The sequence below is a fragment of the Clostridium beijerinckii genome (genome assembly GCF_008705175.1).
Lineage (GTDB): Bacteria > Bacillota > Clostridia > Clostridiales > Clostridiaceae > Clostridium > Clostridium beijerinckii.
Window position 1 is genome coordinate 434463 of the sequence record NZ_CP043998.1, and the last position, 21229, is coordinate 455691.

Annotated in this window: 19 protein-coding genes; 17 read left to right on the top strand and 2 right to left on the bottom strand. The window is 28.3% G+C overall.

What is annotated here, in order from left to right; all coding sequences use genetic code 11:
• The first annotated feature begins 57 nt into the window (after positions 1-57).
• From F3K33_RS02195 to F3K33_RS02205, 3 genes are all read left to right on the top strand, one after another.
• The gene (locus F3K33_RS02195; RefSeq protein ID WP_039771779.1) at positions 58-1287 is read left to right on the top strand and encodes a S1C family serine protease; all 1230 of its coding nucleotides are present in this window, start codon (positions 58-60) and stop codon (positions 1285-1287) included.
• Positions 1288-1486: 199 nt separating this feature from the next.
• Positions 1487-1795 (top strand): PTS sugar transporter subunit IIA, encoded by a 309-nt coding sequence (locus tag F3K33_RS02200; protein WP_011967729.1) that lies wholly within the window; start codon positions 1487-1489, stop codon positions 1793-1795.
• Positions 1796-1807: 12 nt separating this feature from the next.
• Positions 1808-2962 carry an ABC transporter substrate-binding protein gene (locus F3K33_RS02205; RefSeq protein WP_039771782.1) on the top strand — a complete coding sequence of 385 codons (1155 nt, stop codon included), beginning with the start codon at positions 1808-1810 and terminating at the stop codon, positions 2960-2962.
• Between the two features lie 156 nt (positions 2963-3118).
• Here the strand turns inward: F3K33_RS02205 and F3K33_RS02210 are convergent, their stop codons facing one another.
• A complete protein-coding gene (locus tag F3K33_RS02210) occupies positions 3119-4237 on the bottom strand; it encodes a glycosyltransferase family 4 protein (protein ID WP_023974834.1) in 1119 nt (372 codons plus the stop codon).
• Positions 4238-4365: 128 nt separating this feature from the next.
• Between F3K33_RS02210 and F3K33_RS02215 the strand changes: the two genes are divergently transcribed.
• Genes F3K33_RS02215 through F3K33_RS02225 form a run of 3 tightly spaced genes read left to right on the top strand, consistent with a single transcriptional unit; the run spans position 4366 to position 7301 of the window.
• A complete protein-coding gene (locus F3K33_RS02215; protein ID WP_039771784.1) occupies positions 4366-5382 on the top strand; it encodes a CotS family spore coat protein in 1017 nt (338 codons plus the stop codon).
• A 1-nt stretch (position 5383) separates the two neighbouring features.
• Complete coding sequence (locus tag F3K33_RS02220) at positions 5384-6190, top strand: spore coat protein (RefSeq protein WP_039771785.1); 807 nt, start codon at positions 5384-5386, stop codon at positions 6188-6190.
• Positions 6191-6245: 55 nt separating this feature from the next.
• On the top strand, positions 6246-7301 hold the full coding sequence (locus F3K33_RS02225; RefSeq protein WP_023974836.1) for a CotS family spore coat protein: 1056 nt from the start codon (positions 6246-6248) through the stop codon (positions 7299-7301).
• 319 nt (positions 7302-7620) lie between these two features.
• Here F3K33_RS02225 and F3K33_RS02230 read toward each other — a convergent pair whose 3' ends face one another.
• Positions 7621-8742 carry a glycosyltransferase family 4 protein gene (locus tag F3K33_RS02230; RefSeq protein ID WP_039771787.1) on the bottom strand — a complete coding sequence of 374 codons (1122 nt, stop codon included), beginning with the start codon at positions 8740-8742 and terminating at the stop codon, positions 7621-7623.
• A 108-nt stretch (positions 8743-8850) separates the two neighbouring features.
• Between F3K33_RS02230 and F3K33_RS02235 the strand changes: the two genes are divergently transcribed.
• From F3K33_RS02235 to F3K33_RS02285, 11 genes are all read left to right on the top strand, one after another.
• The gene (locus F3K33_RS02235; protein ID WP_011967736.1) at positions 8851-9849 is read left to right on the top strand and encodes a CotS family spore coat protein; all 999 of its coding nucleotides are present in this window, start codon (positions 8851-8853) and stop codon (positions 9847-9849) included.
• Between the two features lie 162 nt (positions 9850-10011).
• Positions 10012-10872, top strand: a complete 861-nt coding sequence (gene yabG, locus F3K33_RS02240) for a sporulation peptidase YabG (protein WP_011967737.1) — start codon at positions 10012-10014, stop codon at positions 10870-10872.
• A 238-nt stretch (positions 10873-11110) separates the two neighbouring features.
• Positions 11111-11650, top strand: coding sequence for a glutathione peroxidase (locus tag F3K33_RS02245; RefSeq protein WP_011967738.1), 540 nt, complete (start codon positions 11111-11113; stop codon positions 11648-11650).
• 615 nt (positions 11651-12265) lie between these two features.
• A complete protein-coding gene (locus F3K33_RS02250; RefSeq protein WP_011967739.1) occupies positions 12266-12508 on the top strand; it encodes a Veg family protein in 243 nt (80 codons plus the stop codon).
• A gap of 454 nt (positions 12509-12962) precedes the next feature.
• The gene (locus F3K33_RS02255; protein WP_039771790.1) at positions 12963-14525 is read left to right on the top strand and encodes a DUF3794 and LysM peptidoglycan-binding domain-containing protein; all 1563 of its coding nucleotides are present in this window, start codon (positions 12963-12965) and stop codon (positions 14523-14525) included.
• A 329-nt stretch (positions 14526-14854) separates the two neighbouring features.
• Positions 14855-15700, top strand: a complete 846-nt coding sequence (locus tag F3K33_RS02260) for a cyanophycinase (RefSeq protein ID WP_011967741.1) — start codon at positions 14855-14857, stop codon at positions 15698-15700.
• Entirely contained in the window at positions 15672-18314 is a 2643-nt protein-coding gene (cphA, locus tag F3K33_RS02265) for a cyanophycin synthetase (protein ID WP_039771792.1), read from the top strand. The genes F3K33_RS02260 and cphA overlap by 29 nt, the downstream gene beginning before the upstream one ends.
• Positions 18315-18462: 148 nt before the next feature.
• Positions 18463-19305, top strand: a complete 843-nt coding sequence (gene ispE / locus F3K33_RS02270) for a 4-(cytidine 5'-diphospho)-2-C-methyl-D-erythritol kinase (RefSeq protein ID WP_023974839.1) — start codon at positions 18463-18465, stop codon at positions 19303-19305.
• Between the two features lie 63 nt (positions 19306-19368).
• Positions 19369-20106, top strand: a complete 738-nt coding sequence (gene spoIIR, locus F3K33_RS02275) for a stage II sporulation protein R (RefSeq protein WP_011967744.1) — start codon at positions 19369-19371, stop codon at positions 20104-20106.
• 131 nt (positions 20107-20237) lie between these two features.
• On the top strand, positions 20238-20654 hold the full coding sequence (locus tag F3K33_RS02280; protein WP_011967745.1) for a YwiB family protein: 417 nt from the start codon (positions 20238-20240) through the stop codon (positions 20652-20654).
• A gap of 105 nt (positions 20655-20759) precedes the next feature.
• Positions 20760-21068, top strand: a complete 309-nt coding sequence (locus F3K33_RS02285; RefSeq protein ID WP_023974841.1) for a hypothetical protein — start codon at positions 20760-20762, stop codon at positions 21066-21068.
• Positions 21069-21229 lie beyond the last annotated feature (161 nt).

The following is a 21229-nucleotide window of genomic DNA, read 5'->3' on the forward strand; positions in this document are numbered from 1 at the left end:
GTATAGTTTAATTACTAGTCATATAAGTTGAGAATTGATATATAGGAGGAAAAATACATGAATAATAATGATAATAACGAAAAATTTATTGATGTAGAGTCATTACCAGTAGATAAAGGTCAGCAAGTTGCATGGGAAAATTGTTTTCAAAATAGTAATAATTATGTAGATCCGAAGAGAAAGAAAAGAAGAGGTCTGCGCATGCTAGGAAGGATTGCAGGAATTTTAGTTCTTACAATGGTAGGAGGGGCAATTGGAAGTGCTGCTACTTATTCATTCATGAAAACTAATAATGTTGCTGCAACTAAACAAATAACAAGTTATATTCCGCAATCATTCACATCAAGCACTCCTGATGCAATGTCAGCGGCAGATGCATTTAATAAAGTTGCGCCAGCAGTTGTCATTGTTTCGACGAAAGGTTCATCTAACAGTGGATTTATGAACGGCGAAGTTGAGGGGATGGGATCAGGGTTCATTATAAATGAAGAAGGATATATACTAACTAACTATCACGTAATTGCAAATGCTAAAGAAATTACAGTAACTTTAAGTAATAATACTGAAGTAAGTGCAACAGTAGTAAATTATGATCAAGATAGAGATGTTGCAATGCTTAAATTAAAAGATGGAACTAAAGTTCCTGCTGTTGCAGAACTTGGAGACTCTGATGAAGTATATCCAGGAGCTGAGGTTATAGCAATTGGAACACCTCTCTCAAAGAATTTTGCTCAGACACTTACAAAGGGAGTTATAAGTGGAAGCAATAGAACAATAGATGATAGTGGAAAAAGTGTAGATTTCATTCAAACAGATGCAGCTATTAATCCTGGAAATAGTGGAGGTCCATTAGTGAATGCTAAAGGGCAAGTTATAGGAATAAATTCTATGAAGATAGGTTCTGATGCATCGGGATCATCAACACCAGTTGAAGGTATAGGGTTTGCAATACCTATAAATGAAGTTAAGAATAAGATAGATGCTTTATCAAAACCTATATTAAATCTAGGAATTCAAATAAGAGAAATTGACAGCGCTACAGCTAAGAAATACGATTTGGTAGAAGGAATATATGTATCTTCTGTTGAAGAGTATTCACCGGCTGAAAAAGGTGGTCTTAAGATTGGAGATATAATTGTTAAATGCGATGGAAAAGAAGCTAAGACATTCGATGAACTTAAGACAATAAAGGAAAGTAAGAATGCTGGGGATACTATGAAGATAGAAGTAATTAGAGATAAGAAAACTGTTGATTTGTCAGTTGTATTAGAAGAAAAATCTAATTAAAATCCTTCTAAATAGAAATTAAATATATTTGAGTGTTAAAACTAGAATTGATAAATTTAATGTTATCAATTCTAGTTTTTATTGCATCAAAATAATATTCTTTAAAACTTTAAGGAAAAGTAGTAAAATTAGAGATTATAAGGGTAAGGTATCTTAATTTAATAGTTTTTTGATATCTAAATGGAGAAGGGGATAATTTATGGAGGAAATAATATTAAATATAATAATGCACAGCGGGGAAGCACGAACTTTTTCTATGGAAGCAATTACTTTAGCTAAACAAGGAAATTTTGATAAAGCAAAAGGGTTAATAATAAAAGCTGATGAGGAATTAGGATATGCACATAATTCTCAAACAAGTTTAATTCAGGGAGAAGCTGTAAATGAGAAAATAGAATTCTCCTTGCTTTTAGTTCACGCTCAAGATCACTTAATGACTACAATGGTTTTGAAGGATTTAGCGGTTGAATTAATAGAAGTGCATGAAAAAATAAGTTCTATTAAATAGAGGTATATAAATATGAAAAATAAAATTAAATATGCTATTGTATTTTCGGTTCTTTTGTTAATTGGAATAGTAAGCATTAATCTATTTCAACCGAATAAAGAGCAACAAGTTAGAGGAAATATAGAGCTCTTAGTAAATGAGAATTCTTATGAGTACTTAGTTGAGTGCGCCAATAATTTTATGAAGGAGAATGATAGGACTTCAATAAGTGTAAAGAAGTTAGAAAATTACAATCAGATAGTTAATAATAATTCAGAAGGAAGTACGAAATCAAAGATTTCTAGTATAGCGCAGATAGATAGGTTTAGTTTTGATAAACTAAAATTGGATAACTATGAGTATTATAACAAGGATGATAAGCTCTTGAGCGAATATGCTAAGAATTTTTCTAAGTATAGGGTGGCTCAGGTTAAATATGGTGATAGTTCCATAGGAATACCTTTAACATCTAGGCCATTAGCTTTCTATGTCAGAGAAGATTTATTAAAAAGTTACGGATATGAAAGAGATAGTCTGAATACATGGGATGATATTATAAGGATTGGAAAAGATATTCATGAAAAAAGTAACGGAAAAATATTTATAATTAATGCAACTGATCAAGATTACGAAGATTTGATGGATCTATTAACCATGGAAACATTAAGTGATGGCGATAAAAGCACAGATGTAGTTAAATCAGAAATTCAAGCTATGATGAAAAAACTAGAGGATAATAATATTTTAAATTTACAAAATGGAGGAGAATTCTTAGCAAGAATATCGTCTATTAATGCAATGAAAGAAATAGCAGCATTAGATGTTCCTTGTACGTGGAGTGTTAATAACGTGCCTAGCCTTAAACCAGGGGCTAATAAGTTTTTTTCATCAGAAGGAGATAATTTATTAATATTAAACCAAAACAGCGAGAATGATAAGCTAATTGAAAAATTTATAACTTACGTAATAACGAACAACAAGGAAGCTGTTAAATATGTTAAGGAAGGAAAGTTTTTCTCAAGCTATTTATATACTTATAATACTAAAGATATTGAGGAGCCAGTAAAAAATTTTACTGGAAAAAGTCCTCTTGTAGTATTAAGTAATATAGAAGAAAAAACTCCAATCATAAGTAATTACGATGAATATATAAAGATAAAGCAAGAGATTCGAGCAAATACCAATTAATAATGAGAATTTATATAAATAGTTTTAGATTATCAGCATTATAAGAAAAACAGTAATGTGTTTCTTATAATGCTGAATTTATTTTAAATAGTATTTGAAATATCACTCTGAATTCACATTTAATTTATTACTAAAGATTTAAATAATTATAAAAGTCTAAGATATTAAACTTCTATAGGCATTTAAGGTATTCTTGGCAGTCTTATTCCAAGTAAAGTTGAGGCTTCTTAGATATCCCTTTTCACTAAGCTCAGCTTTTAAAGTTTCATTATTCAAAAGATCAACTAAGGCATTGTCTAATTCTTCTATATTATAAGGATTTATCAAAATAGCACTATCACCAGTTACTTCTGGAATAGAAGTTATAGAAGATGTTATAACTGGTGCCTTACAGCTCATTGCTTCAAGCGGAGGAAGGCCAAATCCTTCATAGAAGGAAGGGTATACAAATGCATCACACCCGCTATAAAGAACAGGAAGAATATCATCTTCTATATATCCACAAAAAACAACTTTGTCTTGTAAGTTATTTTCTTGAACAAATGAAAGTAACTTTTCACCTTCATCTTTTAAAGGGCCCCCAAGCAATAACTTATAAGGCTTATTCAAGTCTTTATAAACTTTACAAAATGATTTAATTAATCCTAAGGCATTTTTCCTTAAACTAAACCCACCTATATATAATATATAAGGATCATCAACTTTAAATGTGTTTTTTACGTATAGCTTACATTGATTCTTATCCAAAGGTTTAAAATTATTATTAGCGGCAAGTGGAGTTACAAATATTTTTTCTTCAGGATAAAAACTAAAGAATTTCAATATATCTCTTTTAGAGTATTCAGAAACTGTTAGAATGCCGCGTGAATTAGAAATTATATTTGGCATATTATTTAAAAATCGTTCTAGGTATCCTTTGCCAACAGTTTCAGGCATTATATATGGGATTAGATCATGGATTGTAACTATAGTTGGTATTTTTGTATCAAAATCGAGTCCTATTCCGTTTTGAGGAATATGATATAGGTCAGCATGGACCTTGTTAAGTGCATTAGGTATATAATATCTTTCATAAAAACCGCCATGTCTACCTGAAGAATAAATTATATTAACATTTTCCTTATTGAATTCTTTGTTAAATTTTCCAGAGCAAAATAGAGTGAATTCATCATTCGAATCTAAAGAAAGAATCTCTGATATGAGATTACTAGTATAAGTACCAATTCCAGTTCCTTGATGTAACGTGGAACTACGAGCATCAATGGCAATTTTCATATGAACACCTCAACAAATTACATATATAATACAGAATATTATTAGTTTTTAATTTTTGTGAATATAAATCACAATAAATTATTTGAGCACATATAATAAAAATAAATAATAGCTGGTAGGAAAAGTTTATGGAGAATAATAAGGAGATACTTAAAATTAAAGGCTATATTGAAGAAAATTATAATTTAGATGTAGAAGATATTGAAAAAGTTAAAAATAGTTATAAAGTTATTACAAAGGATGAGAGATATTGTTTGAAAGTAGTTAAATATGAATTCTCTCATTTTTATTTTATCTTATCTGCAATGAAGCATTTACAAAGAAATGGATTTGGGGATATTCCTGAATTTATTATGAATAGAGAAAAAAAAGAATATGGGAACATAAACGGAAAGTATGCGTACTTAACAAAATGGATTCCATCGAGAGTAAGTAATTATGATAATCCAATAGAATTATCAATGGTATCAAATGAGCTTGCAAAATTACATGAATGCAGCAAAGGATTTACATTGAAGAAAGATATGAAACCAAGGATTGGATGGTTTTCATGGATAGATGTTTTTGAGACAAGGAGAAGAGAAATACTGGATTTTAAAAATAGAATAAGTCAAAAAGCATATAAATCAAATTTTGATTTATTGTATTTGGACAATATGGAAAAAGAATTAAATAGAGCAGAAAAGAGTATAGTAGGTCTTCAAAAAAATAATTATGTAAAGGTTATGGAAAAGGAAGTTCTTTCAAGGGGATTTTGCCACCATGACTATGCTCATCATAATATATTAATAGATAATAAGAAAAATATTAATATTATAGATTTTGATTACTGCATATTAGATTCACATCTCCACGACGTATCTTCTTTATTAATAAGATCAATGAAAGATGGAAAATGGGAAAGCGACAAATGTAATCTAATTTTAAATGCCTATAGTGAGAGAATAGAAATAAGAAAAGAAGAGCTACCTATAATTAGAGAATTTATAAGATTTCCTCAGGCTTTCTGGCAAATAGGGTTGCAGGTTTATTGGGAACAGCAACCATGGGGAGAAGAATTTTTCATCAATAAGTTAGAGAAGTACTTAAATGATTGTGAATTTAGAGAAAAGTTTATTGATAGTTATTTTAGTGGGGGAAATTAATATGGATGAATTATTGATTAATCAGTATTTAAATAAAAAAGGAATAGCTATTATGGGACAAGGTTTTAGTTATGATAAAAATATGCAAAGAAATGATATAGTTTCTCAAGTTGATTTAATTATAGAATTTCATAAATTGCTATTAGGCGGTAATCTAACAGGGCTAAGCAAAATTAAAAGCACAATAGGCAGAGAAGTGGAATCTTATAAAGTGCAGATAAGAAAACTACAAAAGAATTATTCATATGTATCTAGTAAAACATGTACAAATGAGATAGAGAATATCATATTATCAAACGGAAAAATAATGTTGGAAAAAGCTAATAAGGCTATAAATTATATTTATGAACATGACTACTTTGGAGTTATAAGACGTAGTATGAATAGAGAAGAAATCTGCCTTGGTAAAGTTGATAAAAGTAATTTAAGAAAAAATAATGAAAAAATAGAAGTGTGTACAATAAAAAGTATGACATATAACTTGGTAGAAGAAGACTTATATAATTATATTAAGAAACTACAAAGAAAGGATATTAATATAGATGAGGAAGAACTAATAAAGTTATTTGTACATGGATCACACCTATCATTTAACAGCTTTGATTATTTAAGAGGGCTTTGCAGTTATCCAAAGGATTTTTTAAAGTTTTGGGAGAGGTATAGAGATAGTAGAAAGGATAATACAAGGGAAATTTATAATATACAAAATGAGGAATGTAAGGGTAGTAGGAAAGCAAGGAATGACGAACAATTATTAAATGGATTGAAGAAAAGTTTAAAGTATGAAAGTAAAAATTTTATCATATAGGTAACCAAAGGTAGTTATTGTTTATACCTAAAGCTTAGTTGTTAGGAGGAAGAATATGAATAGAACTAAGTATTCAGAAAAAAATTATTTATGCGATTATGATTTGAGCCTAAAGTTCTTCGAAGAACTAGGAATAAAAGTAAACGACATTGTTCCACTTAGAAAAGTATTTTTGGTATATACAGATGAAGGAAATAAAATATTGAAAAGAGTAAATTATGATGTAGATAGAGTCAATTTAATAAGTGATTCTTTAGACTATGTAAAAAAGAGTTATGAACATGTAATAACATATAAAAGGTTCAAAGATGATTTATGTTATAAAGAGTGGAATGGACAAATTTATATTGTTATGGATATATTGAATGGAAGAGAAGCATCATTTTCTAATCCAGTAGAAATTGATCTTTGTGCAGAAAATATAGCTTTAATGCATAAAGCTTCAAAAGGATTAAGAGAATATTTGAAGGATAAATACAAAAAAGATTTTCTAGATATATCTTTGAAAGATAAAATTAAAGAAGCATATGATGATTTAATTTGGATGAAGAGCTTAGTAGATACGTACAAATATAAAAATGAATTTGATAAATTATTTGTAAACAATGTAGATAAGTATTTAAATGAAATTAAAGAGGTTCAAAATGACCTTGAAAAAAGCTCATATGATAACCTAAGACAGGATGGAGATACTATTCGTTTGTGTCATAATGATTTAGCTTATCATAATTTCTTAACCAAAAATAATGAAATAAATATAATAGATTTTGATTTTATGACTATAGATTTAAGAGTAATGGATATATGGAATTTTATTTTAAAGTGTATAAAGAATGCCGCATTCGATGTGGATAAGATGTCAACTTGTATTAATGGATATGAGAATGTGTCCATTTTAAAAAAAGAAGAAAAAGAACTCTTGTATATACTTATAAAGTTCCCTAAAGATTTTTATACAATATCAAGAGATTATTATCATAAGAGAAAGAATTGGGAATATGAAGTATATTTAAGCAGATTTGAAGGAAAGTTTAGCAATGAGGATTTTAGATATGAATTTTTAAAGGTTTTAGAAAATAAATTTTTCATAGGTTCTGAAGTAAAGAAGTAATTTAAATATAAGATTAATTTATTTGAATGTAAAGAATAATATAAATCTAACTTATAATTCACCTATTTATAATAATGATTAAGCCAATATTTTATTTTGAAAATGGAATATTGGTTTCTTATTAGTTAAGAAATATTGAGAATTTATAAAGGCAAGAAAATCTCTTATGATTTTCTTGCCTTTATACAGATATTTAATGTTTAATTGAAACTGTTGTAATATAAATTACTTATAAGGTAGCTAATTACAAAAACTATGAAGGAATTTTACTAGTTATATAAAAAATATAAATTTTATTTTATATAGTTAGTGTATTATTCTATGAATTTATTATAGCTTCATAGGCGGACATTGTATCTAGGGCTGTTTTATTCCAAGAAAAGTTTTTACTTCGTGTTAGGCTTTTTTTGACCATTGTTAACCTTAATAGGCTATTACTTAAAACTCTTTCTATGTCATAAGATAGTGAATCAATATCATTAGGATCTATAAAAAGCGCTGATTCATGACATACTTCAGGTAATGACGTAACATTAGAAGCTATTACAGGAGTACCACATGCCATAGCCTCTATAGGAGGAAGTCCAAATCCTTCATAAAAAGAAGGGTATACAAGGACCTCAGCAGCATTGTAGAATAATGGCATATCCTCAATGGGAATAAAATCAGTAAAAATAACGTTGTTAGATATATTTAGATCATCAGCTCTATTTTTGTATTTAGTATAAGAAGGACCCTTACGACCAATTATAACTAGTTTGAAACTTTCTTTTAATTTATTTGGGAGTTTAGAATAAGCTTCTATTAGTCCTATAATATTCTTTCTTGGACTAAATCCTCCAACGTAAAGTACGAAGTCTTCCTTTATCCCATATTTCTCGGTAATAAAGTCTTTAGATTTACATTTACTCATAGGTCTGTAAATATCTTCAGCAGCTAATGGGGTAACATAAATCTTTTCAGCAGGAAAGTTAAATTCCTTAGCAATATCATCCTTAGAGTAATTAGATACAGTAATTATTCCATCACAATTATCTAAAATTTTAGGCAGTTCATTATTAAATATTTTTAAATATCTATCACTAACAGTTTCAGGCATTCTTAAAGGAATTATATCATGTAGAGTAATAACTTTTTTGCATTCAACATTTTCTGATAGACCAACCCCGTTTTGTGGGACATGGTAAAGCTCTATGTCTGCATTATTTAATATATTGGGAACATTTATATCATCCCAAAAACTATTAGAAGGTATTGATTCAATAAGTTCTGTTTTAAAATTATTCTTTAAATCGCTTATAAAGTCACATTGTGGTGTGAAAATTAAATAGTTATTGTTACTATCAACATTGTTGAGGCTAGATATTAACTGATAAGTATAGGTACCTATACCCGTGCCTCGATACCACTTTGCAGCTCTACCATCTATTCCTATTTTCATTATTAAACCCTTTCATAGCATTTGTCTTAATGTATTATATTAAAAGAATATAAAAAATGTTAATAAAAGAAATGATATCCTCATATAAATATACAGGAGGTGAGAAGTATGATGAGGGAATTTGAAATTGAAAGACAATTCAATATAAAGATAGAAAAAATAAAGGCAAATAAAGGCGTATACTATCTTAAAACAGATAAAGGCGAGAGATGTTTGAAAAAAATAAATTATGGACCCCAAAAGTTGTTGTTCGTGTATGGTGCTAAAGAGCACTTAAGAAAAAATGGTTTTAATAATTTAGATAAATACTATTTAAACATAAATGGAGAGCCTTATGCATTGGTTAATGAAGACTTATATACTTTGTCTGAATGGTTAGAAGGAAGGGAATGTGACTTCCATAACATAGATGAAGTAAAAATAGCAGCAAAGACTTTAGCTAATCTCCATGAAGCATCTAAGGGCTATGATCCACCTGAGAATTCTAAGCTCAAAAGTGATCTTGGCAGATGGCCTCATTTAATAGAAAAAAGAATTAAATCTTTAGATAAAATGAGAGATATGGTAAGGAAAAAAAGTATAAAAAGTGATTTTGACATGCTTTATTTAAAATCTATGGAGTTTTATAAAGAGATTGGAAAGAAATCCTTAGTGACTTTAAATGAGTCAGATTACTATGAGTTATGTGCAATTGCTGAGAATGAAAAAAGTTTTTGCCATCATGATTTTACTTATCATAATATAATTTTAAGCGATAGTATGGATGTACATGTTATAGATTTTGATTACTGTAAAAGAGAAGTTAGAACTTTTGATATAAGCAATTTTATGATAAAGGTGCTAAAGAGAGTTGAGTGGAATTTAGAATTTGCGACAGCTATTATAGAATCCTATGATTCAGTATCAAAATTAAAACCAGAGGAATATAAGGTATTATATGCATATCTTCAATTCCCACAAAGATATTGGAGGCTTGCAAATAGATATTATTATAATGAAGTTAATTGGGGGCAAAATACATTTGCAGGTAAGTTAGAATCAATAATACATGAGCAAGAGAAATACCTAGAATTTTTAGAAAAATTCAAGAATGAATATAAGATATAATAAACATAATAATATGAACTACCGAAATAATTAAAAAATTATTTCGATAGTTCATTTATTTTGTTCTTGCCTAGATAGAATAAAATCATTCTTATATTAATTTAGAAACCTTTAATAATCTTTACCATATTATAATGTGAAAGAATGTATTAGGAGAAAGTAATGGAAATAGGAGATATAGTTGTTAGAAAATCTTATAATAAAGATATTACTTTTAAAATAATTGATATTAAAGATAGTGGCGGAAAGTATAATATAATTCTAAAAGGAATTAATATAAGAATAATAGCAGATGCAAGTTTGGATGATCTTGAAATGGCAGAAGAGGACACTGGATCTCAAGATAAAATATTAAATACAAGAGTTAATGAGGCCATAAAGAAAGCTATGATACTACGAGGTGATCTTAGGGATAAAGTTGAAAAATCTCCTAAGATAAAGACGAAGAATGAATTGATGTTTGGAAGACCAGGAAAGATTCTCCATGTAGATGGGGATAGTGAGTACATGGAGACTTGTTTAAAGGTATATAAGCAATTATCTTTAGATGCAGTGGGGAGAGCTATAGCGGAAAAAGATCAACCAGAGGTAATAGTAGACTTAGTTAAAGAAATAAAACCGGACATAGTAGTTTTAACTGGACACGATAGTGTTTTACGAGAACCAAGGGATTATTTGAATTTAGATAATTATAGAAATTCAAGATATTATTTAGAATCAGTCAAAAACTTAAGAAATTATAATTCAAGTTATGATGAATTAGTAATATTTGCAGGGGCTTGTCAAAGTTGCTATGAAAGAATATTAGACGTAGGTGCTAATTTTGCCTCGAGTCCAAATCGAGTATTAATACACTGCCTGGACCCTGTTTTTGTATGTGAGAAGATTGCTTATACAAGAATTGATAAGGTAGTCTCAATAACTGATGTTATTGAAAATACGATAACAGGAATAAAGGGAGTTGGAGGATTGCAGACCAGGGGAAAGTATAGAGAAGGATATCCTAAATCTCCTTATATTTAATAAATAATTTAGATAGGAATTGCATAAAATAAATTATTAAAAACTTCAATGCATCTAAACAATTAGTAAGAGTATTGAAGTTTTTAACTATAATTAATAAATATAATATTTCTATTTGACAAAAATAATAATAGAATATATAATGGTTTAAACAAATTTAATTTTATAAAATATAATTTATGAAAACATAAGTTTATTCACTTAAGTTCATATTAAAGATGATAAGGAGAGAAGCAAAATGATATATGATTATTTAGTAAAAGATATAAATGGAAATTCAGTTTCTATGGAGACATACAAGGGAAAGGTATTACTAATTGTTAATACAGCTACAGGATGTGGGTTTACTCCACAATACGAAGGGCTTCAAAAGCTTTATGATAAATATAAAGACAGTGGATTTGAAATATTAGATTTTCCATCAAATCAATTCTTTGAGCAAGCGCCGGGGACTAATGAAGAGATATCAAATTTTTGTAAATTAACATACGGAACAACTTTTAAAACATTTGCAAAGATTGATGTAAATGGAGAGAATAGTGATCCATTATATGTTTTTTTAAAGAAAGAGGCTCCTATTGCAAGCGAAGATGATGCATCAAAGGGATTGTATAATCTTTTATCAGAAAAAGGCTTTAATACAAGTGGAGATGATATTAAGTGGAATTTTACAAAATTCCTTGTATCAAAAGAGGGAAAAGTAATAGCTAGATTTGCACCAACATATGAACCAGAGAAAATTGCTGATCAAATTGAAAAATTAATTAATGAAAAATAGAGAATAAATATAAATACTCCTTTAATGTACGTGTGATTAAAGGAGTATTTTATAGTAAAAAATATTTTTATATGATTAAAAAATGTCATTTAGTATTGTTGAGAATAAATTCTGAACGGGGAGGGAATTCCAGCTTTATATAAAATGTCTACTAAGATTTTCTTAAAAAATATAGTAATGAATAAACTATTGACCAATATTACTGTAAGTAGTATTGGTCAATATATAACATTGGAAATACTCGAAATTATGTTAATAGGATAAGAGTATAGAATAATTGAAGGGGGAATAGTTTATAGATATAACATTGAGCTAAGAAAGATTTTTAATATAATATCTGATTTTAAATTATATACTTATCTAAGTATGAACATGGAATCAATTTAGAAATAAAATTAAGGTTATTTATAGATTATGAAATGTTATAGAATTAAATTTAATGATAAGGGGAATAATAATTAAGAAAAAGCAGATAATATAATAAAATAGCTTGAAAACATATATAATTGGAAAAATGTTTACATTGACAATATGGTGCTATAAATGATAAAATATTTATTTTACTTGACTAATTTATGATTTTGTTATATAATTAGTATGAAAGAGGGTGTTTACATGGAAAAAGTTAAAACTATTGCTTCCATTAAAAACGATATAGAGAGACACGTCGGTCAGAAAGTGACTCTAAAAGCTAATGGTGGAAGGAAAAAGATTTTAGTTAATGATGGTATAATTGAAAGTGTATACCCAAGTATTTTTGTTATAAGATTAAAAAATGACACCCAAAGGACCGTGACTTATAGTTATTCAGATGTATTAACAAAGACTGTACAATTGGTATTTCCAACTAGAATATAAGCTTCGATTAATTCGGAGTTTTTTCTTTTTGTCTTATTTTAAAAGTGAGTTTCTACTATTCATATTTATTTAAAATAATTAATGAATTAGAAATTGTAAGAAGTGTTTTTATACGTAGAAATCCATAAATAGAATATAATTTTATGATTAAAATGATAATAGGATTTAGATTAACTAAATAATTTTATAAAAAAAGAAAGATGGTGGGTTTCCATCTTTCAACTATGGTATAAAAGGGTATTGAGAATTTATGAGAGGTTATATGGTCAATAACCAATTACTATATTACGACAAAAAATAGTATATGTCAATAAAAAACGCAAAAAAATTTAAAAAAATATTGTTAAGTAAAAGGTTTACTTAATTTGTTAGAATAAAATAAAAATATATTTATCATAAATTTCTACTCATATGTATATAAATGAATAGTAGGAATTTTATGGAGGTATAAAATATGGCAGATATAGATATTGTAAAAGAAAATGTACAGTTTGAACAATTGCTTAGGGAAAATAATACGAATTCGGTATTAAAAGATGAATACTTAATCCCTGATACCCATCCTGATGTACAAGAGATATTAACTGTTGAAGCTAGACCAATGGTAACTAATAAAGAAATAATTGGAGATAAAGTAGTTATAGAAGGAAAGGTTGAGTACACAGTAATATATTTAGCTAAAGAAGAGGGACTCGCAGTAAATTCGGTGAATTATAATCAGAACTTTACAAATAATATTGACTTAAATCAAGGGGAAAATAGAGTAATTTGCGAGGCAGAGTGTAATATTGAACATATTGAAGCAAACATAATGAATGAGAGGAAAATATCTATTCAGGGTATAGTTACTGTAGATTGGGAACTTTACAAGAGCAATGAATTTGAATTTGTAAAAGATATTGAGGGCAATGATCAAGTAGAAGTATTGAAAAAAACAGAGACAATTAATAAAATCAATGCAACAGAGGATGTTGAATTAGTAGGCAAATCTATGATTAGAGTTGGTATGGATAAACCACAAATCAGCAAAATATTAAAGTGTTCCTTACTACTTCATAAAAAGGAAATAAAAATAACAGAAGATAAAGTTTATCTTGGCTGTTACTGCAAATTAAATATACTATACAAAGGAGAAGATTCTAAGGAAATAATTCCATTAGAAGATGATATTTATTTATCAAAAGAGGAAGAAATTAATGGTATAACATCAGATATGATTCCAACTGTTTCCTATGAAATATCAAATAATGATTTAATGTTGGAAGAAGATGATTTAGGCGAAATAAGAATTATAAACGATGAGCTTGTAGTTAGAGCAAATGTTAAGATATTTTCAAAAGAAAACATAGATACTATTAAAGATGCATATTCTACCAATTGTTTGCTTAGTCTCAAAAAAGATGAACATGAAGTTGGAATTCTTCATGGAATGAATAATTCTGAAGCAATTGTTAAGTATAATATTCAATTGAAAGATAATGATTTGAGACCTGAACATATAATATCTGCTAATGGGGCTATAATATTAACAGATAAACAAGTTGTAAAAGACAGAGTTATTGTAGAGGGAATTATAAAAGCAAGTATATTGTATAAGACAACTGATGAGGAGAAATACCTATCAAGTGTTAAAGCAGAGATACCATTCTCAGCTGCAATTGATATAGCAGGCGCAGATGAAAATATGAAATCTATAATTAAAAATAATTTAGAAAATATTGAAGCAGCTATAGAAGGAAATAATATAGCTATTAAAGCTACTGTGATACTATCTGGCAGAGTATTGTATGAAATGAATAAAGAATTTGTTTCAGATGTGGTTGAAGAAGAGGGCGATATTCCAGAAAAGAAAGCTAGTATTACTATATATGTAATTAGTAAAGGGGATACTTTCTGGAACTTAGCAAAAAAATATAATACAACAGTTGACGATTTAATTAAAATAAATAAGATTGAAGATCCAGAACATATTGAAGAAGGACAAAAATTGATAATACCAGGAAGGGCAATATTCTAAAATTAATTAAATTCATAAAAAAAGAGATACTTTAAGAATTTCATTAGATGAATTCTGGAGTATCTCTTTTTTTATGAAGCAATATTATTAAGATCTAAAAATAGAAAAAGTTTTTGGATATGAAGAAAAAATATTTACATAATAAAATGAAAAATACACAAACTAAGTTTTGTTTTATAGTTGCTAATTACTTCGAACTTAAGGAAGTAAAAACTAGAGAAATTATTCTTATAGGAAACGTGGTTTGGCATTTGCAGCAGCCAAATTTCTTGAATAATTATTTAATCTGGTGGATAGAATATGTAATGCATGATATGAGGTGAGAAAATTTGAAAAAAGTTTTAAGTGGTAATTTAATAATCATTGGAGGAGCCGAAGATAAAGAAGGCAAAAAAGAAATTTTAAAAAGAGTATGTGATTCAATTGACAAAAGTAAAGATACTTTATTAATTGCAACTATTGCAACTGATTATCCTAAAGAGGCCGCAAATAAATATAAAGAGGTATTTGGAGAACTTGAAGTAAAAAATATAAAGGTATTAGATATAAGTGAGAGAACAGAAGCATCTGATGATATGAATGTAGAGCTAATCAGAGATTCTTCATTAATATTTTTTACCGGTGGAGATCAATTAAAAATAACAAGTTTAATTGGCGGAACTCCGGTTTATGATGCATTAGAAGAAGCTTGGAAGAATGGTGCATTTATAGTAGGTACTTCAGCAGGAGCATCCGTAATGAGTGACACAATGATAGTTCAAGGGGAAGATGATGATGATCCTAGAAAATGCACATTAAAAATGTCTCCAGGCCTTGGGTTGATTAAGGATGTTATAATTGACCAACATTTTGCTCAAAGAGGAAGAATAGGGAGATTATTAACAGGAATTGCACAAAACCCTGAGGTTTTAGGAATAGGAATAGATGAGAATACAGGAATAGTAGTAAACCAATCTGGAATGATAGAGGTAATAGGTGAAGGAGCAGTTTACTTTATTGATGGTAGTGCAATTACATATACTAATGTTTCAGAATTATATGCAGATGATATTTTGAGTATGCATAATGTTAAGTTGCATGTATTAACTGATGGAAATAAATTTGATCTTATAAAAAAGTCACCTTTTGAGGAGGAAAAGTTTAATCATGAAGATAATACAAAAGAGAATATATGAAGGCCAAAATATTTATTCTCATAAAAAGTGTATAAGAATAGATATGGATTTGGAAGGATATTCTGAAATAGCAAGTAAGGACATACCGAATTTTAATTTTAATCTTGTAAACATAATTCCTGAATTAAAAAATCATAGATGCGGAATTGATGAAGAAGGTGGTTTTGTTAAAAGACTAAAAGAAGGAACTTACCTAGCGCATATTTGTGAACACACTATGATAGCGATGCAAAATAATTTAGGAATAGATGTTGCTTATGGAAAGGCAAGAGAAATTAAAGGCGATATGTATTATATTATCGTACAATATGAATATAAAAATACAATACTTGAGGTGGCTAATTTAGCCATAGATTTAATGAATTCTTTGATAGCGCAAAATCCAATAAATTTCGATGGAAGAATGAAAATTATACAAAATATATTGCAAAATGAGCAAATGGGTGCGACTACAAAAGCAATATGTGATGCTGCAAGGGAATATAAACTTCCTGTTATGCAACTAGGGGACAGTACCATATATCAAATAGGATATGGAAAAGCGGGTAGAATTATAGAAGCTTCTATAGGAAACAAGACTAGTTGTGTAGGAGTTGATATATCTTGTGATAAACTCTTAACAAAACAGTTGCTTCAAACTCAAAATATTCCTGTAGCAGACGGAAGTAAAGTGCTTAATTTAATTGGATTATTACAAGAAGCAGAACGAATTGGATATCCAGTGGTTTTAAAGCCACAATGCGGAAACAAGGGTCAAGGAGTAATACTGAATATAAAAGATCAAAAACAATTGGTTGATGCATATATTAACTTAAGAAAAAATCAAAAGGATATAATTTTGGAAAAATACTTTGAAGGAAGCGACTACAGAGTTTGTGTTGTAAATTACAAGGTGGTAGCTGTATCATTGAGAATTGCTCCATATGTTATTGGAAATGGAAAAGATAGTTTAAGGATGTTAATAGAGGTTCTTAATAAGGATCCATTAAGAGGAGAGGATCATGAAAAAGCATTAACCAAAATAAAAATTGATGCTGAGTTAATATCATGCCTTTCTAAAAGAGGATTGGAACTGAACTATATCCCTGAAGAGGGTGAAAAAATATTATTAAGAGAGAATGCAAATCTTTCTACTGGTGGAATAGCAATAGATTGCACTGATGAAATCTGTGAGGAAAATATAGAAAGTTGCATAAATGCAGCTAAAACTTTAGGGTTAGATATTTGTGGAGTTGATATTTGTGCAAAAGATATTAGTGTTCCGCTTAAGGATAATAATGGAGTAGTTTTAGAGATAAATGCCGCACCAGGTATAAGAATGCACCATTTCCCTTCAAAAGGTAAAAGGCGTAATGTGGGAAAAGCAATACTTGAAACGCTTTATGATGAAGAACCTAAAAATATACCTGTAATATCTATTACAGGCACTAATGGAAAGACAACTACTACAAGGTTAATAAGTCATGTGCTAAGAAAGATGGGAAGCAATGTAGGCATGACATCGACTGATGGTGTATATTTGAATGAAAAGTGTATACATAAGGGAGATGATTCTGGATTTAATAGCGCAAGATCAATACTGATGAATAAAGATGTAGATGTAGCTGTTTTAGAAACTGCTAGAGGAGGATTGGTTAAAAGAGGGCTAGCATATGAGTTGGCAGATGTAGCAATAATCACAAATATAACCAATGATCATCTGGGCTTGGATGGAATTAATTCTATTGAAGAGTTGAGCTTTACAAAAGCTTTAGTAGGAGAAGCAGTAAAAGATGATGGTTTTGTTGTTGTAAATGCTGATGATAAATATAGCAAAACTGTAATAAATAGATTCACAGCAGAAAAAATTTATTTTGCAAAAGATAAAGAAAATCCGTTGATACAAGAAAATATAGCTAATGGCAAAATAGCTGTATTTGTTGAAGATGATAAAATTTGCGTAATTAATAATAAGAAGAAGTATGAAATTGTAGCTACTAGAGAGTTACCAATATCATATAATGGAACATTAGAATATAATATAGAAAATGCAATGGCAGCTTGTGCAGGGCTTGTAGGCTTAGAAGTTGATTATTGTATGATTTCAAAAGGTTTTATGGACTTTGGGTTAAAGAATGAAGATAATAGCGGAAGATTTAACATGTACAATTACCTTAACAGAAGAGTTATATTAGATTATGCTCATAATATTGAAGGTTATAGAGCGATTATATCTTCATTGAGAAAGATTAAGGGAGATAATGATTTAATTGGGGTAATTGGAATACCAGGAGATAGAAAAGACGATATAGGATACGCAATAGGAGAAATATGTGCTAATAATTTTGATAAAATAGTAATAAAAGAAGATAAGGATAAAAGGGGTAGAAAATCTGGAGAGATTGCAGATATATTAGAAAAGTCAATATTGAAAACTAATAAAAATGCAAATTTGAAGATTTGTCTAGATGAAGTTCAAGCGTTAAAATATGCAATAGATATGAGTAATAAGGGCGATATGATTGTAGTATTCTATGAAAAATTAGATTCTCTTTTAGAGTTTATAAATGAGGAACCAAACAAACAACTAGATACGTTCGATGAAGAATATAAACAGTACAGTAATACATTATAACTCTTGATAAAAGATTTAAAGTTATCTAAAATTGATCTCATAGTAGAATGTTTAATAGACATTATTAATCCTTTTTTAATTTATTAATTAGACAAGATTTTTTACCTATGATAAAATATTGTCAAAATGTTAAGAAAGGAATAAAATAATGAAGATTAAGGCTTATGCCAAAATAAATATTGCCTTAGATATTGTTGGGAAAAGAGAAGACGGATATCATATATTAAGAATGATAATGCAAACTATAGATTTATATGACATAATAGAAATAGAGAAAACTGAATCTGAGATAAGGTTAAATTGTAATAAACATTATGTTCCTACAGATGAAAGAAATTTAGCTTATAAAGCAGCAAAAATATTTAAGGAAACTTATTCTATTAGTCAGGGAGTAGATATAAAGTTAACTAAGAATATACCTGTTTCAGCTGGATTGGCAGGCGGAAGTACCGATGCAGCAGGAGTTTTAAAGCTTATGAATAAGATGTTTAATGTAAATGCAAGTGATGAAGAATTGAAATCTATAGGGCTAAAACTAGGAGCTGATGTACCATATTGCATAAAAGGTGGAACAGCACTGTGCGAAGGTATAGGAGAAAAAATTACCCAATTAAAATCATTTAAAGATAAAATAATAGTTTTAGTAAAGCCACCTTTTGGTGTATCAACAAAAGAAGTTTATAAATGCTTTGATTTATCAAAAGTTGTATTTCATCCTAAAATAGATAGTTTAATAGAAAATATGAATAATGATGATGTTTATTTTGTAGCAAATAATATGAAAAATTTATTAGAAAATGTTACTTTAAGGAAGCATAGAGTTATTGCTAACATTAAGGAAGAAATGAAATCTATTGGCTCTATAGGTACAATGATGAGTGGTAGTGGACCAACTGTTTTTGCTCTTTTTGATGATATGCTAAAAGCACAGTTATGTTATGATGAAATGAAAAAAAAATATAAAGATGTATTTATAACAAGAACAATTTAATTCAAATTGAATGTATAAAAAACCTCCAAGTGGTAATAATTTTAGCTACAAGGGGGTTTGTTTATGATAAAATATTTGAAATTAAAAAAAATAGTATTGGTAGTTTTAATAACATTAAGTATAAATATATTTTCTGGATGTACAAGCATTGTTAGAGGTAATAGTACAAGTTTGGTAAATAGTTTAATTGCAACAGAAAGTAATAAAAATGATAATAATATGAGGGTTCTCAATTACGACGAGGTTAAAGATTCATTAATAAGATTTCATGTAATTGCTAATAGTGATAATGATGATGATCAACAATTGAAGTTAAAAGTTAAGAATAGAGTTATAGATTATCTATATCCTTATTTAAATTCTTCACAATCATTAGATGAATCAAGAAAAATTATAAAAGATAAGATGGAAGATGTTAAAACACTTGCACAACAAGTGATTAAGGATAATAATTATGATTATGATGTAAAAGTTGAATTGTCTAGGGAAAATTTTCCTGATAAGTCTTATGGTAATATCACTTTACCTCAAGGAAATTATGAGGCCTTTAGAATAATTATAGGAAGTGGACAAGGTAGAAACTGGTGGTGTGTAATGTTTCCTCCATTATGTTTTGTAGACGAATCAAAGGCACAAGTGGAATATGATAAAACAGAGAATAAAATAAAGTCAAATGGAAAAAGTTTTGAATTAGAATCTAAAGACGATTCAACTGAAAATGTAGGGGATAAGCAGGCAGATGGAAATAATATAAAGATAAAGTTTAAAATAGTGGAAATATTTCGAGATATATTTAAATAATATTAATAGGATATTTGGAAGTTTTATTCACGAAATTTATATAGTTGTCAAATGAATTTAATAAAGCTAAAGCTTATTTCTGAAAGTCAAAAATAATATTCAAATATAATATATTATAAGTGGAGGAGAATATGAAGAAAAAAGCTATTATAACGGTAGATAGTTATGTATTGGATAATGAAGAGGATCTTGTAGGGGTAGTAACTCCAGGAGATTTCCATGAAATAGAAGATGGATTTAAGGTAGAGTATGAGGAAACAAAGCTTTCAGGGATGGAAGGGACAAAGACTACTATAATAATAAGAAATGATTCTTTTGATTTAATAAGAGAAGGCACTACAGAAACTAAAATGGAATTTAGAAATAATCATAGAACAATATCTCTATATAAAACGCCGTACGGTGTTATGGATCTTCAAATAGATACTAAAAAACTTAATATTGATATTAGTAAAGAGGGCGGAACAATAACCGCAATGTACATACTAGAAATAGGTGGACAGCCTGCATTGAAGACAAACTTAACTATCGGTGTGAAATTAAATTAAGTAGGTTCTATATTTATTTAAATACTCCCTTTGTATAAAGATATTTAGGAATAAGTTGATTAAATTAGAAAAAAATGGGATATAATTTCAAAGGGAGGAATATATATGCAAAATGGATTGAAATATATAGAGATATTGAATAACATATGCAAATATTACGGAATTGATGAAGAAAATTTTATAGAATTGCTAAAAAATAGAGATAATAAATATATATTATTATTATTATTAAAATATAATCACTGTTTAGATACTGAGAGAGTTAAGGAAGTTTTTAATCTAAAAACTTCTAAGAGTATAAGTAACAATTTGAAACTAGCAGAAGAAAAGTTATTAATAAATAGACTTTTTAGAGAGAAGTACTTTGAATTAGAAGATAATATAGGAAAGAATAGCATGACCAATTTATTATAAAAAAAAGACTAGATATTGGAGTAGATATGTGATATTATAATACCTATGTTATTAAGCAACACAAGTGCCCCATATTATATTATGGGGTGATTTTCATTATAGCATGACTTTTTGAAAAAGTCAATATTAATTTAGAAGAACATTTTAACATAGGGAGGATA

Excerpts from the sequence above, each read along its gene's own strand:
- F3K33_RS02280 (WP_011967745.1), top strand. The coding sequence starts at position 20,238 with ATGAAGAAAAAAGCTATTATAACGGTAGATAGTTATGTATTGGATAAT.
- F3K33_RS02210 (WP_023974834.1), bottom strand. The coding sequence starts at position 4,237 with ATGAAAATTGCCATTGATGCTCGTAGTTCCACGTTACATCAAGGAACT.
- yabG (WP_011967737.1), top strand. The coding sequence starts at position 10,012 with ATGGAAATAGGAGATATAGTTGTTAGAAAATCTTATAATAAAGATATT.
- F3K33_RS02285 (WP_023974841.1), top strand. The coding sequence starts at position 20,760 with ATGCAAAATGGATTGAAATATATAGAGATATTGAATAACATATGCAAA.
- F3K33_RS02200 (WP_011967729.1), top strand. The coding sequence starts at position 1,487 with ATGGAGGAAATAATATTAAATATAATAATGCACAGCGGGGAAGCACGA.
- F3K33_RS02235 (WP_011967736.1), top strand. The coding sequence starts at position 8,851 with ATGATGAGGGAATTTGAAATTGAAAGACAATTCAATATAAAGATAGAA.
- ispE (WP_023974839.1), top strand. The coding sequence starts at position 18,463 with ATGAAGATTAAGGCTTATGCCAAAATAAATATTGCCTTAGATATTGTT.
- F3K33_RS02225 (WP_023974836.1), top strand. The coding sequence starts at position 6,246 with ATGAATAGAACTAAGTATTCAGAAAAAAATTATTTATGCGATTATGAT.
- F3K33_RS02195 (WP_039771779.1), top strand. The coding sequence starts at position 58 with ATGAATAATAATGATAATAACGAAAAATTTATTGATGTAGAGTCATTA.
- F3K33_RS02215 (WP_039771784.1), top strand. The coding sequence starts at position 4,366 with ATGGAGAATAATAAGGAGATACTTAAAATTAAAGGCTATATTGAAGAA.
- F3K33_RS02255 (WP_039771790.1), top strand. The coding sequence starts at position 12,963 with ATGGCAGATATAGATATTGTAAAAGAAAATGTACAGTTTGAACAATTG.
- F3K33_RS02250 (WP_011967739.1), top strand. The coding sequence starts at position 12,266 with ATGGAAAAAGTTAAAACTATTGCTTCCATTAAAAACGATATAGAGAGA.
- cphA (WP_039771792.1), top strand. The coding sequence starts at position 15,672 with ATGAAGATAATACAAAAGAGAATATATGAAGGCCAAAATATTTATTCT.
- F3K33_RS02230 (WP_039771787.1), bottom strand. The coding sequence starts at position 8,742 with ATGAAAATAGGAATAGATGGTAGAGCTGCAAAGTGGTATCGAGGCACG.
- F3K33_RS02245 (WP_011967738.1), top strand. The coding sequence starts at position 11,111 with ATGATATATGATTATTTAGTAAAAGATATAAATGGAAATTCAGTTTCT.
- F3K33_RS02205 (WP_039771782.1), top strand. The coding sequence starts at position 1,808 with ATGAAAAATAAAATTAAATATGCTATTGTATTTTCGGTTCTTTTGTTA.
- spoIIR (WP_011967744.1), top strand. The coding sequence starts at position 19,369 with ATGATAAAATATTTGAAATTAAAAAAAATAGTATTGGTAGTTTTAATA.
- F3K33_RS02220 (WP_039771785.1), top strand. The coding sequence starts at position 5,384 with ATGGATGAATTATTGATTAATCAGTATTTAAATAAAAAAGGAATAGCT.